Origin of the sequence: Pseudomonas sp. GM79, from assembly GCF_000282495.1 — a bacterium.
Taxonomy (GTDB): Bacteria; Pseudomonadota; Gammaproteobacteria; order Pseudomonadales; family Pseudomonadaceae; genus Aquipseudomonas.
Genome location: NZ_AKJE01000108.1, coordinates 60,202 through 74,657, shown reverse-complemented (window position 1 = coordinate 74,657; position 14,456 = coordinate 60,202). Strand labels below are relative to the sequence as shown.

The following is a 14,456-nucleotide window of genomic DNA, read 5'->3' as shown; positions in this document are numbered from 1 at the left end:
CCCGCTCGGTTAAATAACAATAAGAGGAACAACAAATTATGGAATCCGTCTTTATCGTTTCAGGAGCGCGTACGGCTATAGGCAGTTTTGGAGGAAGCTTGAAAGATATTCCGCCGGCGCGCACCGGCGCACTGGTGATCGCCGAAGCCATCCGGCGTGCGATGCTGAACCCGAGCGACGTACAACATGTAGTGCTCGGCCAGGTTGTTCAGACCATTCCCCAGGACGCGTTTCTTGCCCGCGTCGCCGCCGTTCACGCAGGCATTCCCGTAGAAGCATCGGCACTGACGCTCAACAGGTTATGCGGATCAGGGGTGCAGGCCATTATTTCAGGCGCACAAATGATCGCCCTGGGCGAATGCGACATCGTAGTGGCTGGAGGTGCCGAATCGATGAGCCGCTCACCCCATCATGTGACGGCCGCACGTTTCGGCCAGAAGATGGGCGACATGACCATGACTGATGCGCTCATCGCGGTCCTCAGTGACCCCTTTGAAGGCTTTCATATGGGAATCACCGCCGAAAACATTGCACGGGACTATGGCATCACTCGCCAGGCACAGGACTTTGCTGCCGCCCAAAGCCACAAACGAGCAGCAGCAGCCCAGGCAGGAGGATATTTCACCAGCCAAATCCTCCCTGTCGAGGTCAAGGATCGGAACGGCACGCGCCTGTTTGATACCGATGAGCATGTTCGCCAAGACACAACTGTCGAGAGTCTTACAGCCCTTCGCCCCATATTCAAAAGCGACGGTACGGTGACGGCTGGAAACGCCTCCGGCATCAACGATGGCGCAGCAGCCGTTGTCCTTGCCTCTCAACGGGCCGTCGATGAACACAACCTCAAGCCGCTGGCAAAAATTCTTGGTTGGGGTCACGCAGGTGTCGAGCCGCACCTCATGGGCATCGGACCGGTCAAGGCGGTTCCTATTGCACTAGCCCGCTCTGGACTCACCCTCGATCAGATCGACGTTATCGAGTCCAACGAAGCATTTGCGGCGCAGGCTTGCGCCGTCGCGCAGACACTTGGGTTCGATCCGGAGAAGGTCAATCCAAACGGGTCCGGCATATCACTCGGGCACCCAGTCGGCGCCACTGGGGTAATTCTGACGGTCAAGGCATTATATGAATTGGCACGAACGGGCGGCCGCTATGGTTTGATCACCTTGTGTATTGGTGGTGGCCAAGGGATTGCGATGACAATCGAGCGAATGTGAGCGATGCAATATCTGCGTCGTGGTATGACGCCGGTTTACTTATTCGACACCACCACGTTGTCGAATAGCCCGTTTATGGCACCGCTCTGGAGGAATCATGTCGTACAAACTTCTGTCGTTTGCATCCGAAGAAAACAAGATAAGAGCCGGCCTGTTGATCGGGGATATCGTTCACGACGTCGAGCACCTCACAGGCAAAGCGCACTATGCGACGGTTCTCGGAATCCTTGAAGACTGGGAACATGCCGAGGCCATCCTTACCGCAGTCTCAGCCACAGCCCCCGCCGCCGCCGCCGAAGGTGTACCCCTGGCCTCCGTCACCCTGCATGCCCCGATTCTGTATCCCGGCCAGATTTTTGCGGCCGGAGCAAATTATCAGGATCATATAGATGAGATGGTCAGGCAAGGTGTGGTGGAAGCCGGACCGAATGCCAAGCAGGCTGGAGAGCGACCCTGGCATTTTATCAAAGCCTCGCGCAGTGGCGTCGTCGGGCCGGGCACTGTTCTTCCCCTACCCGCTCACTCGGCCAAAGTCGACTGGGAAATCGAGCTCGCGGTCGTTATCGGCAAAAAAGCCAAGAATGTACCGATTGAGAGCGCCATGGAATATGTTGCCGGTTACACAATCGTCAACGACCTGTCGGCGCGAGATTTTGTTTTCCGCAAGGGAACACCACCTGATTCGCCGTTTTACCATGACTGGATCGGGTCGAAGAACTTCGATGGCGCCTGTCCAATGGGCCCCTGGATCACCCCCGCGTCGGATATCCCCGACCCGATGAATCTGTCGATGAAACTGTGGGTGGACGAAGTCATCCGACAGGACTCCTCGACACGGCACATGATCTTCAACATCGCCGAACAGATCGCCGAGCTCTCTGCGCGTGTGACGCTAAATCCAGGTGATGTAATCATGACCGGAACACCCGACGGCGTCGGAATGGGCTGCAATATCTTTCTGAAGCCAGGCCAGCAGTTGCGCCTATGGATAGAGCACATTGGCGAGCTGCAGCACGGGTTTACCGCTTAATCAAATGTTGGCGACGTTTAATCGAGGCGTTCATGGGCCATTGAGATACGCCAGTGGCCTGCTGCATGACGCGACAGTGGTTTTTCAGCCTTGAAAAGGAACAACCAATGGACCGAAATACATTCACGCCAGAGCAGATTATCGAAGCCTCCGAAGCCCTGATCCACAGGCGCCCCATTATCGTACGACGGCAAGTACGATGGGGTGATTGCGATCCAGCTCAAGTGGTTTATACACCGCGATTTGCGGAGTATGCGGTTGCTGCCGCCGCCTTTTTTTTTGATGATGTGTTCGGCAAAGCTTTCATTGCAAGGCGGGCAGACAAGAGCTTCGGGTATCCGCTACGCGCACTGTCCTTCGAATTCGAGAAGAGTCTGACTCCGCACGAACTCTTCGATATGCGTGTGGAGGTTTCGGCCATCCGTTCCCGCACTTTCGAACTGACGATCACCGGATTGCGCCTCGATGGAGAAGTGGCGTTTCGGTGCCTCTTCGTTCCAATCTGCATTGCTGTTGATGAGCGCCGCGCCCTACCACTTCCGGCCGAAGTTCGGACGGCATTGGAAGAGTACATGGCTGAGTGCACCACAGCGTAAGTCAAGGCTGAACAACACTTCCCATCAAGCGGAATAGGTTGACGCCTTTTGCGTACAGCCCCCAGCCCCGGGGTTGTATAAAAACCTCCACAACCCAACAGACTGAGCAAAAAAAAGCGCGGCGCCCATATCTTGGGGCCGCGCAATATATGATCGGCTTTGGCGCCTCAAGGCACCGCAAGCACACAGTTACAACCGAACAAGGTGAAATCATTTTCAGTCGAGAGCGAGCGCGGCGAGTTTATCCTCGCCACGCATCTTCGATGCACTTTCAACAGAGTGCCTTAGAAGATTAGTCTCTCAACAAACAACCCATGGTTGATGACCTAATCGAGATAACCGCAACATCTGCGAGGCCGTCAAATCGACAGATCCTGCAGCATCAATGACCACGCCATAATCTTCGCGTGCGCTATCGACTGAGACATAGCCTTGCCGTACGTCGCGGGCCACTCGCTCAAGATCGCGTTTCAGCGGATCGCCATATCCGCCCCCACCCGAACTCAACACCCGAAGTGCATCCCCAGCACGCAAGTCCAGGTTCGCCTTCATGACTGACTGCCTTTCTGCGCCCTGCCACTCAACATAGGTCTCCGGCACGGCCGCGTCTTTGCCACCCAGGATCCCCCAGGGTGCACATCCGCTGCGCTCGAAATTGAGTTGAACTGAAGTGGGCGCCAGCGTCCTGATCAGCTTCTCCAGCCCGACACCACCACGATACTCACCGGCCCCTCCCGAATCAGGGCGAACCTCATAATGCTCGAATCGCAAGGGATAGAGCTGCTCAAGCGCTTCGATCGGCACATCCAGCGTATCGCCATGGGACATCGTCTTGTACGGGCCGGGACCATCATGTCCAGCCGATGCGCCCCACCCTCCGTGATTGCCGGTAATCGCCAGATAGAGCTCGCCGGTCTCCGGATGACGTCCTTCGAAAACATGCGCCCCGAAATTAGCGTGATGCCCTCCCGCTACATGGTGCGGCATCGCCGGCACCATCGCCCGCAGAATGGTGTCGATCACCGTTGGAAGAGGAGGACTGTACATGCTCATGGCAGCCTGTCCGTTCGCGCTCAGGAACTTTCCGTCCGGGATATCCACGTGCAGAGGGCGGTAGCTACCGTCGTTCGAAGGCTCGTGAGGCGCACAGAGAAACTTGAAGGCTATGCGCGCCGCCGTGGTCGCGCCACCGAAGCGCCCGGAGTTGATTGAGCCGGTCACCTGGTCAGCCACCCCAGAGAAATCGACGGTCATTTCATCGCCCGAGACGCGCACGATAACCTTAATCTCGACCGGTTTACCGAAGTCGTGACCATCATCGTCGAGGAAGGAGCTCGCCTCGTAAACGCCGTCAGGAATCGCGGTAATCGCTTCGCGCGCTGCCGCCTCCGATCGACTCCAGATGAGGTCGATCGCGCTACGGAATGTATTCAGTGTATGTTTTTCCACTAGCTCGCGAATCATGTCGCGACCCAGAAGACAGCCAGCGAGCTGCGATTCAATATCGCCCAGCAGCATTCGTGGAAAGCGGCTGTTTGACTCGATAATGCGGTAGACGTCCTCGACGCGCTTGCCTTCGGACCATAACTTGATGCTGCGGAACTGAATCCCTTCCTGGAAGATACTGGTGGTACCGATTGGAGCAGCGGAGCCTACCGCCCAACCACCAATGTCGAGCCAGTGCATGATGATCGCCATAAACCCGGCGAGCTGGCCATCGTCCATGAAGATCGGTGTATACATGATCACATTGTTGAGATGCTGACCTAGCGTCCCGGAATGGTTCGAGATGAGGACATCGCCCGGCTTGATACCCTCTCGACCATGAATAAGCAGGCCGTCCCGCACGCCCACGCCGAGGGCATCGGCAACGAACAACGGAATGCCACCGCCTGATTCAGAGATCAGTCGACCTTCCGGATCCACGATACCGACCGCGTAATCCTTATATTCATAGACAAGTGGGCTGTATGCCGTGCGCGTGATATTCAGTTCAATCTGCTTGGGGATCGACAGCAGACTGTGGCGAATGAATTCCGCCGTTATCGGGTTGATCGACGTAGCATTGGCAGCACTGGCCGCGTGATCACGCGGAAGCGATTCGGCCTGATTCATAGTGGGCTCCTTCAATTGAAACGGATATGGATTTCACCGAGCTGACCAACCTCAAATCGGTCATCGGGACCAACGACGGTGGTTGAGCCATATTCTTCGATGATCGCGGGACCAGTGGCAGAGAACCCAAGCTGAAGATTTCGACGCTGATAAATTGGCGTGCTGATGCGCCCACCGCGTTCGGCGAAATACACCGACCTTTCGCCACTCGGATTGGAATTGCCCTCCCCGACCGACGGACTGAGCTCCTCGAGTCGAGGACGCTTGATCGTCGCAGCCGCCGTCAGAACCAGGTTGACGATCTGTATCGGCGAGTTGACCTCGACGTGGCCATAGCGGCGTTTATAGATCGTCTCGAACGTCTCGCGAACGCTTGCCGTATCGGGATCGGTACCCACCGGAACGCGCACGGTGTGCTTCTGCCCTTTGAAGCTAAGCTCGACCTGACGTTCGAAGCGGATACTGGAGACGCCAAGATCACGCGCCATCTCGCCACCGACCCGTTGTTCCATTTCCTCGAAACCTGCAGTGAACAAAGGAACGGCGTCTTGATCCAGAGATTTGAGGAAGGTGCGCGTGTCATCGACACGAGCGTCGGCGAGGATCATGCCCAGTGCGGAGAAATTGCCTGGCTCCGGCGGAATGATCAGGTGCGGTACACCCAACTCCCGAGCAAGAGCGGCGGTATGCAGTGGCCCACCCCCGCCAAAGGCGATCATCGACAGGTCGCGCGGATCGATACCCCGCTCGACGGTAATCTGCTTGATTGCAGACGCCATCGTCAGCGCCCCTAGAGACAATATGCCTTGTGCGGTTTCATCCGTTCCGGCGTCGCCGGAAAAACCCAGTGCGGTGGCGACTTTCTCAATCGCACTTCGCGCTCCCGCCTCGTCGAGCGTCATCTCGCCACCCAGGAACGACGATGCGGCAATTCGACCGAGCACCAGATTGGCGTCAGTTATCGTCGGCTCGACACCGCCGCGGCCATAGCAAACTGGCCCCGGGGTAGAGCCGGCGCTGCGTGGACCGACATGCATACCGCCATGGCGATCGACAGACGCAATCGAACCACCGCCGGTACCCACTTCTACGATGTCCAGAACACCGCCACGGACCGGAAATCCTCGCTCATAACCACCCACGTAATACGGTGACTTGACCTCAAAGCGGCCATTTTCGAGCAGAGCACACTTCGCGGTGGTCCCTCCCATGTCAAACGCGATGACCCTTTCCAGACCCAAAGCCTCGGCGTATACACCCGCACCGATGCATCCTCCGACCGGCCCCGACTCGACGAGCATCACCGGCTGCTGCTGAGCTCGCTCGGCCGAGAAAACACCACCGTTCGATGCCATCAGGAAGAAGCTATCTTTGAAGCCTTCCAATGACAGTCGCTCATTCAGACGCTCGACATAGTCTTCGAGCTTTGGCCCAACATAAGCATTGGCCACAACGGTAGAGGTTCGCTCGTACTCGTACCACTCGCGGCTCAATTCGGTACCGGCGCTGACATAGACGTCGGGGAGAAACTTGCGCAATTGCTCGACGGCAATGCGTTCGTGCTCGTCATTGATGTAGGAGTTGAGAAAGGATACGGCAACCGATTCGACGCCGAGCTCGCGCAGACACGTCGCGAGGCTTTCCAGCTCCACCAGGTCAAGCGGTTGCAGGATCTCACCTGCAGCCGACATGCGCTCGTCGATGCCGAACCGCAGATCTCGCCCGATCAAAGACGCTTCGCGTGCAAAACGCAGGTCGAAAGGAACCGGTCTGTTGCCCCGGCCCAGCTCCATGACATCACGAAAGCCCTTGGTCGTCACCAGGGCAGTCTTGGCACCGTTACGTTGTACAAACGTGTTGATCACCAAGGTCGTACCGAATTTAACAGTTTCGGCCTTGGCAAGATCAATTCCGGCCTTCGTCACGCAGCTCATCAGCCCTTCCACGAGATCACCATAATTGGTGAGGCTCTTGGTGTAGATGACACGGCCGCTCTCGCTGTCGTAAGCAGCCAGATCGGTAAATGTTCCCCCCGTGTCGGCGGCCAATATATAACTCATTTCGCTTCTCCCTTATTGTTATGGCGAGCACTTGTCGCGCTGGCCGACAGGCACGCGAGAAGCCCCGCGCACAGACTATTTAGACTCGAGCCCATACGCGATCCCGCCCGGCATCTGCATATGATTTGTTGTAGTTTCGAAAATGCCATGATCATCGCTGGTCGCTCACTTTTTCGAGAAATGCCGAATCAACCAAGCGTATACAGGCACGTTCCTGGGCGATGGTTCCGCGCCGTGCCAATCGCCTGAGTTGCGTGCTGATGGTCATCCGAGTCTTGCCCGCGAATTGCGCCAAACGCGCCTGACTGACGTGAACATAGCCGTTGTCGTCAGCAAGCTTGAGCAGAAGCGCAGCGGTTTGTGCCGCACTGGTAGCAAAAGCACCACGCTCGATGTCACGCAACAAGGTCGCGGTCTTGCGGCTGATAACGTGCAAAAGTGCCGGTATCAGGTCCGGATGGGCGCGTATCGCAGCCATGAGACTGGAAGGAGATATCTCGCCAACGATACAATTGGAGTCCGCTATACAGACCAGGTCGCTGTCAAACCGGGTGCGCCCAATAGCTATTTGTTCACCGATAAGACTGCCCGGTCCGAGAAATCCCAGAAGATGCTCGCGTCCATCACGACCGCGCAAGATTGAACGGGCGCCCCCCTCAAGGATAATGATGATGACTGACTCGCCATCCTTACCTATGGTTGGGATCGGCGTACCTTCTGCGACCTCATGCCGACAGGCAATCGGGATCTGGCGCAGCCGTTCGGGAGAAACCACCCCCTCATTGCCATGTCCATCCACGACAGACGTCACCATTTCCTCAGACCAACGCGCCGGATTAGCCATGGACTGCCTCGCTCGATATCGCCCAAAGCCGTTGCGCCGCATCGAGATCCTGCGCATGCGTTCCAACGCCAGACGGCGGCGAAAACGTTGGAGTGCCAGCGATAGCACAATTTTCAAGATAAAGTCCGCCGCGCCCTTCGAGCTCCGGCGCAAGCGCCGCCCAGACCGTCGTCGCGGCGCCTTGTTGTGGGGTCTTTAGCATTGATCCCACGCGCGCCATCAACTCCGCTTCAGCTTTTTCATCCATATCTTTGAACAAGCCGGTTCGGATGACACCTGGCATCACCGAATAGGAGTTGATACCACGAGATTCGTAGCGATCGCTGATAGCAACGGCCGCCAGGGCCGTCGCTGTCTTGCTACGCCCGTAGGCTGCCGTCGGATCATAGGGTTGGGACAGGAAATTCCAGTCATCGAAGTCAAACGGCCAACGCAAATGCGCGCCCGACGAGAGTTGAATGACTCGTGAAGGCGCTCCAAGCTCAAGATTGGGACGCAGCAGCTGGAACAGCAGAAAATGACCGAGATGATTGATCCCGACGTTAACTTCAAAGCCGTCCGCTGTCCGCGCCAACGGCCCCGCCATAATCCCTGCATTGTTGATTAGAAGATTCAACGGGCGGTCGCCCCAAGCGGATGCGAAAGCACGAACGGACGCCAGATCTGCCAGATCGAGGAGCCCGGTACTGACTGCTGCCCGACCTAACTCCGAATTGATGGTCGCTGCTGCGAACTCACCTGTCGCTGGATTGCGCACGGCGATCATCACGTCAGCGCCCACACTGGCCAAGGCCCTTACTGTTTCAATGCCGATGCCTGCGGCACCACCCGTGACAATCGCAACAACGCCCGAAAGGTCACGACCACGCACGACATCTGCCGCTGTCGAACTGGTTCCGAACACTGCATTCGATTCCATCACATTCACCTTTTTATTTTTATTTAATGTGGCGTAGCGTTGACCCATGATTTACGCACGTCTCAACATGAACAATATTTACTACCCTGTCAATTTATGTGCGAAAATTAATTTTGTCAATTACGTCCCTCGCGCAGGAAAACGACCCATGCACACTTACCCGCTCAAGTCGCAATGGCTCGACCGGTTCTCAATTGACACCGTGAAACAATATCGACCCGATCGCCAGATAGTCTTGCCTGAAAAAGATCATGCCTTAGGCATCATCGAAGGATCAGTTCAAGTGGTTATGCTCTCGCCGGACGGCCGAGTACGCTCGCTGATGGTGTTGCACACTGGTTGCCTTTTTGGCGAACAATCGGCCTTGGGCGGGATCAGCATCACGACAAACCTCGTTGCTGTCGCGCTGACCAAGTGCACGATCGGCTATATTTCAGGGTCAAGCATCATTGCAGCAGTCAACCGTGATCCATCACTGATCCTGGAGCTCATGCAACACAGTGCAGAAAACACATCGCTTCTTTTGAGAGAGCTTGAACGGATTGCATTCAGCGACTCCCTCACTCTCATTGCGATAATCCTGATGGAGCACAGCGATCACAACGGCACCATCCCCCTCAGTCAGGAAAGACTGGCGCAGATCGCCGGAAAAACACGCGTCACTGTCGCCTCAGCCTTGCATAGACTGCAGGAAATGCAGGTCATTCGACTCGAGCGTTCTCGTATCCTGGTCATTGATCAGGAGTCGCTAAACCGGCTTACCCTCGAGCACGGTGAGTCGAAGCCGGGTCGGCCGATAGTAAAGTCATATGCAGACAGGACAGACACGCAGCCACGAGGATGACACCTACCCGAAGGGTGATGATGGTAGCAATCCAATGCAATCCACCGCCTTTCGGTTTGTCGACCCGGTGTTACCCAGGCTTCACCCCGCGGGAACGCCTCTCAAAGTGAGGATCATCACATGCCTACGCGCTCAATCAAGATAGACAATGCTGACTACCTATTCACGATGGATCCCCAACGCCGCATTATTCGTGGAGGATCCATCCTTATAGAGGGGAGCCGAATCACGCGAGTGGGAACGAAAGCCGAGTTGGCCGACGTCACCGCGGATCGGGTCATCGATGCTCGCGGCAGGATCGTAACGCCCGGTTTTGTTAATGCGCATGACCATTTATATCCGCAGATCATGCGTGGATTGTTTCTCGACGAATTAACATCCACCTATGTCGAAGAATCCTGCGCGGTGCGCAATGTGATGTCTGAAGATGAGGAATACATCGCTACGCTGGCCAGCCTGACCGAACATCTCAAGAATGGCACCACCACAGTCCTGAACCCCAGCGATTCGCAACGACATGAAACAGCCTTTCAGGCATATGAAGCGGCTGGTGCACGAGTCATCATGGGACGCAACGTCACCGATACCGCGAATGAAATCCATATCAACGTCCAGTCCACGCCTGATGCGCTCGCAGAACTCAAGAAGATCATCAAAACCTATCACGGTCGTTGCGACGGTCGAGTCAGCGCCTGGGTGATGTTGGCCTATGCATCTTCAGACTGCTCGCCTGAATTCGCCACGGCGGCAAAAAAGATAGCCGACGATTATGGCGTCGGAATGACCTTCCACCAGTCTGCACGACCACGCCATATCCAGAGGGCTTTGCGCGACCACAATATGCGGCCCATCCAGTATCTTGAGAAGCTTGGTGTTGTTGGCCCCAATGTGGTGTTGGGTCATGGCATTTTGCTGGATCAGGCGGAAATCGATATTCTTGCGCGCACGGAAACCCGTGTGGTCATGTGCCCGACAACATCTCTACGCTGCGGTTATGGCACAACCCAACATGGCAAATTACCCGAGATGCTCAAACAGGGCGTGGTGGTAGGTTTGGGGACCGACAGTGCCGATTTCGGCTCGGTGGATATGATGCGCGTGATGTGTCTGACAGCCGGCATTTATAAGGATGCGCGCGAAAGCACTGCAATGATCCATGCGGAAACCGCTCTTGAAATGGCAACCATCCAGGGCGCCAAGGCAATAGGCCTTGATCACGAAATTGGCTCCCTTGAAGTAGGAAAAAAAGCCGACATTGTCATACTCAATACCAACTCACTGGAGTGGCAACCACTCATCAATCCAATCAATTCGTTGGTGTACAACGCCGATGGTCGTAGCGTTGAAACAGTGATTGTCGATGGCCAGATCAAGATCGAGAACGGATCGCCGACCTTCATCTCCGAAGACAAACTCATCAATGATCTTCGCGCTGCGGCAGAGCAACTCGTCGCACGCTCTGGCCATAAAGTTCCTTCACGCTGGCCGTTTGTGTAGGGCCATAACGAAGCTTGAGCGGGAGGCTTAATCGATAATGGGAGGCAGCGCCGGAACCAGGCAAAAGGTCTTGGCGTTGCCCCCTTACCTCAGCTCACAAACCTGTTCAGAACCCTATCTGCGCGACTGCGTGTGATACTAACGCCGATCATCAAGAATCGAAGCTGCAAGCCCAAAAAATCAATACGGGAGTAGTCCCCGTCGCCCCGAAATCGGGTCAACAACCCCAAGCCTGAAAGCAAAAAATCTGGATTGAGGATAAGGCAGGTGATGGCCGCCGATTCATCAGAATCAAAACAGGCATCATAAGGGACGAGGCCTGATGCAACGATTGCCAGAATCGCAGCAGCACCAGTAACGGTGACGACTCCAGCAGTAACGTATCAAGAACGTGGAGAGGAACAGAATACGGTCGCTACTCAGGAGTCCCCATAAGAGGCCTGCAAGCCGCATCACAAAAGAAAATACGCACTGCCCCTGCGCTGGGCGCGACCACTTATGCATCATTTGGTCGACACCCATCGCTCTCAACAATGCGTCAGACCATATCGCCGAAGGCGAAGAAATCATCGGTCAGATTGCCAGGGTAGTATTCGATTTCCCACCAGTTATGATCGAGATCCTGGAAGAAGAAACTATAGGCGCCCCACACCTGTTCCATGGGCTCAACAGTCTCCCGGATTCCGTACTTGTCCTTCAGCTCGAGACAGGCACGATAGGCATGATCGACCTCCTCCTTGGTTTCAACCTGAATACCCCAGTGATTGGCCAAGCCCATTGGGCGAATTTCTTCACCAAGTGCGAGCACGACTACGTGAAACCGTACGCCGATAGTAAAAATGACGCTTTCGGGCGAGATTCTGACGCAGCTCAGCCCAAGAAATTCTTCGTAAAACTGACGGCTCTTTTCAATATCGTAACTTTCAGCTGTGCCATGGGTTAGAAGCATCGATTTGATGACCGGATTGGCCACCGATCTCTTTTCCCAGGTTGGCGTCTCTGCGTTTGCGTTCATGACATTTCCTCGGCTGTTGTTGTAATGATTGGAAGGCGGTCTCAGCTTGCCGCGACGCTTTCATTCTCGACAAAATCGGCTTGCGTGAGAAACAAGTCTGCAAAGAACTCGTCGGCTGGCAGGCCACAAGTTTCAACGAAATCGCGGCGGGCGGAATTGACCATGATCGGCGCCCCACAAGCATAAACCTGCATGGATGACAGATCAGGGTAGTCGGCCATAACCGCCTGATGAACAAAGCCGGTTCGCCCCTGCCAGGCATCTCGCGGAGCTGGATCGGACAGAACCGGAATGAAGTGGAAACGTTCGTGCTGAGCATCCCACTGCGCAGGCTCATCAGCCAAATACAGATCCGCTCTGGTTCGCCCGCCCCAATAGAGATGGATGTCGCGGTTTGGCATTGCCTCGAAGGCATATTGGAGCATCGAGCGAATGGGTGCGTAACCGGTACCACTGGCAACGAGGATAATGGGCTTACTGCTGTCTTCGCGCAGGAAGAACGTGCCCAGTGGCCCGCAGATGGTGAGTAACTCACGCGCCTTCATATTGCTAAACACATGATCGCTAAAGAGTCCGCCGGGACTGTGCCGGATATGCAACTCCAACTCCCAGTTCCCCTCCGCCCGTGCCGCAGTTGCCAGCGAATAGCTACGACGAGCGCCATCGGGAAGCAGGATATCGACATACTGCCCGCCATTAAATTGAAGCCCCTTGCGAGGCGGCAGTCGCAACGAAACGATCATCACATCGGGGGCAGCCAGCCGCATATCAGCCACTAGCGCCTTCGCTATATCGGACTTGGCAACTACCGGCAAAGGCTTCGCTTCAACCACCACGTCAGTGACGGGCACCGACTGGCACAACAGCGCATAACCGGCGGCAAGATCTTCAGCAGACAGTGACGAGTGTTTGTGCCGCACCTCGCCCTCAATCACCCGAGCACGGCACGTGCGACAAACGCCCTTCTTACAGCTATAGGGCAACCCTATCCCCGCAGCGGCGGCTGCCGCATGGATCGTTTCGCCCTCACCCACGGAGAAGGAGAGTTCACTGGGCATCAAGCGTACAGAGAAACTCATTTGACACCCTCCAGCGCAGTGATGAGGCAGACAAGTTCAACGCGTGTAACAGGCTGATGCACTGCCACGCGGCCCTTCGCGAGTAGAGTCACTTCTTGTCTCCATTTTATTTTTATAGTGAGTAGAACATCCGCGCCAGTAGCCAGCACATGACATTGCATAGAACGCAAATTAGATCTATTTTGCAGGGATGTCAATATAACCCCGGCAGAGGGCTACCGAGTCAATCTAGACATACGGCGCTCTCCTGGATAGCACCTGTCGCTACTACGAAATAGCCGGTATTAAGCAGCCTTTTTTTCGCCGCAATACCCGTGACCTACCGACCTTAATCATCAAACTTTTCAGGAGAAATCATCATGCAACCTTCGACTCCAGCCGCCCATCCGATAACGCCTGTCCTACGCCAAAGGCAAGGGGAGATTGAGATCCTTACCCTTAATCGACCGATGCAACGCAATGCAATGTCCAGTGCGCTTGTCGCCAGCCTGACCGAGGCTTTAGCGGACATCAACGAGGATGCCAGCGTCGGTGCAATCCTGCTCGTTGGTGAAGGCAGAGGCTTTTGCGCCGGCAGTGACCTTGGCGGCCTGACATCCATGACCCCAGCTCAAAGACGTTCTTTTGAAGCAGAATCAGGTCGCCTCGCCAGGATGATCGGACAGTGTGCTAAACCGGTGGTTTCAGCAGTTCATGGCTTTGCCGTCGGTGGAGGCCTCACCCTTGCCACATCCTGCGACATCGTCGTCACCGACGCGGCCTCGCGATGGAGCCTGCCAGAAGTACCAATTGGGCTGTTCCCCGCGTGGGGCCTTGCGTCGGTCGGCAGTCGAATCGGGATGCCGGCTGCGCGGCGGCTGTCCTGGGGGATAGAGACGCTTACGGGCGCAGAGGCTCATCGTCTCGGACTGGCGGATATTCTGGTCGACAGCGCAAGCGAAGTTCGCGATACAGCTTTGAAGATTGCCAGCCAGCTTGCCGCCTTGCCACGTCGACAATCCGAAGCGGTGAAGCGCTATTTCGCGTCACAGTGTGCGGACGAAGGTGCTGATATCGCCGCGAATAGCCTCTTTATGGAGATGACCAGTAGCCCCGAGGCACAGGCGAGCTTCATACGCTTTGGAAGCTAACCGCTCTCCGGGAGAGGCTGCTCGCAAGCTTGCCCTGAACAATTGGTATCGCAACGCAGCTCACAGCTGCGTTGCTTTTCTTTACCTAAGTAGGTAATGAGGGAGCGTGC

Annotated in this window: 12 protein-coding genes; 6 read left to right on the top strand and 6 right to left on the bottom strand. The window is 55.8% G+C overall.

Annotation, left to right across the window (positions count from 1 at the left end; translation table 11 throughout):
• Positions 1–38: 38 nt before the first annotated feature.
• The 3 genes from bktB (at position 39) to PMI36_RS04055 (ending at position 2,843) form a co-directional block, all read left to right on the top strand.
• Positions 39–1,217, top strand: a complete 1,179-nt coding sequence (bktB, locus tag PMI36_RS04045) for a beta-ketothiolase BktB (RefSeq protein WP_008075342.1) — start codon at positions 39–41, stop codon at positions 1,215–1,217.
• 97 nt (positions 1,218–1,314) lie between these two features.
• Positions 1,315–2,247: a fumarylacetoacetate hydrolase family protein gene (locus PMI36_RS04050; RefSeq protein WP_008075340.1), complete on the top strand. Its 933-nt coding sequence runs from the start codon at positions 1,315–1,317 to the stop codon at positions 2,245–2,247.
• A gap of 107 nt (positions 2,248–2,354) precedes the next feature.
• Entirely contained in the window at positions 2,355–2,843 is a 489-nt protein-coding gene (locus PMI36_RS04055) for an acyl-CoA thioesterase (RefSeq protein ID WP_008075339.1), read from the top strand.
• A 300-nt stretch (positions 2,844–3,143) separates the two neighbouring features.
• Here the strand turns inward: PMI36_RS04055 and PMI36_RS04060 are convergent, their stop codons facing one another.
• The 4 genes from PMI36_RS04060 to PMI36_RS04075 form a co-directional block, all read right to left on the bottom strand.
• On the bottom strand, positions 3,144–4,958 hold the full coding sequence (locus PMI36_RS04060) for a hydantoinase B/oxoprolinase family protein (RefSeq protein WP_008075338.1): 1,815 nt from the start codon (positions 4,956–4,958) through the stop codon (positions 3,144–3,146).
• Positions 4,959–4,969: 11 nt separating this feature from the next.
• Positions 4,970–7,018, bottom strand: coding sequence for a hydantoinase/oxoprolinase family protein (locus PMI36_RS04065; protein ID WP_008075337.1), 2,049 nt, complete (start codon positions 7,016–7,018; stop codon positions 4,970–4,972).
• A 151-nt stretch (positions 7,019–7,169) separates the two neighbouring features.
• On the bottom strand, positions 7,170–7,862 hold the full coding sequence (locus tag PMI36_RS04070; protein WP_008075336.1) for a Crp/Fnr family transcriptional regulator: 693 nt from the start codon (positions 7,860–7,862) through the stop codon (positions 7,170–7,172).
• Complete coding sequence (locus PMI36_RS04075) at positions 7,855–8,829, bottom strand: SDR family NAD(P)-dependent oxidoreductase (protein ID WP_202949518.1); 975 nt, start codon at positions 8,827–8,829, stop codon at positions 7,855–7,857. Before PMI36_RS04075 ends, PMI36_RS04070 begins: the two co-directional genes overlap by 8 nt.
• 100 nt (positions 8,830–8,929) lie before the next feature.
• Between PMI36_RS04075 and PMI36_RS04080 the strand changes: the two genes are divergently transcribed.
• Together PMI36_RS04080 and PMI36_RS04085 are read left to right on the top strand one after the other, a co-directional pair.
• Positions 8,930–9,625, top strand: coding sequence for a Crp/Fnr family transcriptional regulator (locus PMI36_RS04080; RefSeq protein WP_008075334.1), 696 nt, complete (start codon positions 8,930–8,932; stop codon positions 9,623–9,625).
• 120 nt (positions 9,626–9,745) lie between these two features.
• Positions 9,746–11,122: an amidohydrolase family protein gene (locus PMI36_RS04085; protein ID WP_008075333.1), complete on the top strand. Its 1,377-nt coding sequence runs from the start codon at positions 9,746–9,748 to the stop codon at positions 11,120–11,122.
• Positions 11,123–11,660: 538 nt separating this feature from the next.
• Here the strand turns inward: PMI36_RS04085 and PMI36_RS04090 are convergent.
• Both PMI36_RS04090 and PMI36_RS04095 read right to left on the bottom strand, forming a co-directional pair.
• A complete protein-coding gene (locus tag PMI36_RS04090) occupies positions 11,661–12,137 on the bottom strand; it encodes a VOC family protein (RefSeq protein WP_008075332.1) in 477 nt (158 codons plus the stop codon).
• Between the two features lie 41 nt (positions 12,138–12,178).
• Positions 12,179–13,216 (bottom strand): CDP-6-deoxy-delta-3,4-glucoseen reductase, encoded by a 1,038-nt coding sequence (locus PMI36_RS04095; RefSeq protein ID WP_008075331.1) that lies wholly within the window; start codon positions 13,214–13,216, stop codon positions 12,179–12,181.
• A 359-nt stretch (positions 13,217–13,575) separates the two neighbouring features.
• Between PMI36_RS04095 and PMI36_RS04100 the strand changes: the two genes are divergently transcribed.
• Positions 13,576–14,346, top strand: a complete 771-nt coding sequence (locus PMI36_RS04100; RefSeq protein WP_008075330.1) for an enoyl-CoA hydratase/isomerase family protein — start codon at positions 13,576–13,578, stop codon at positions 14,344–14,346.
• Positions 14,347–14,456: the final 110 nt, after the last annotated feature.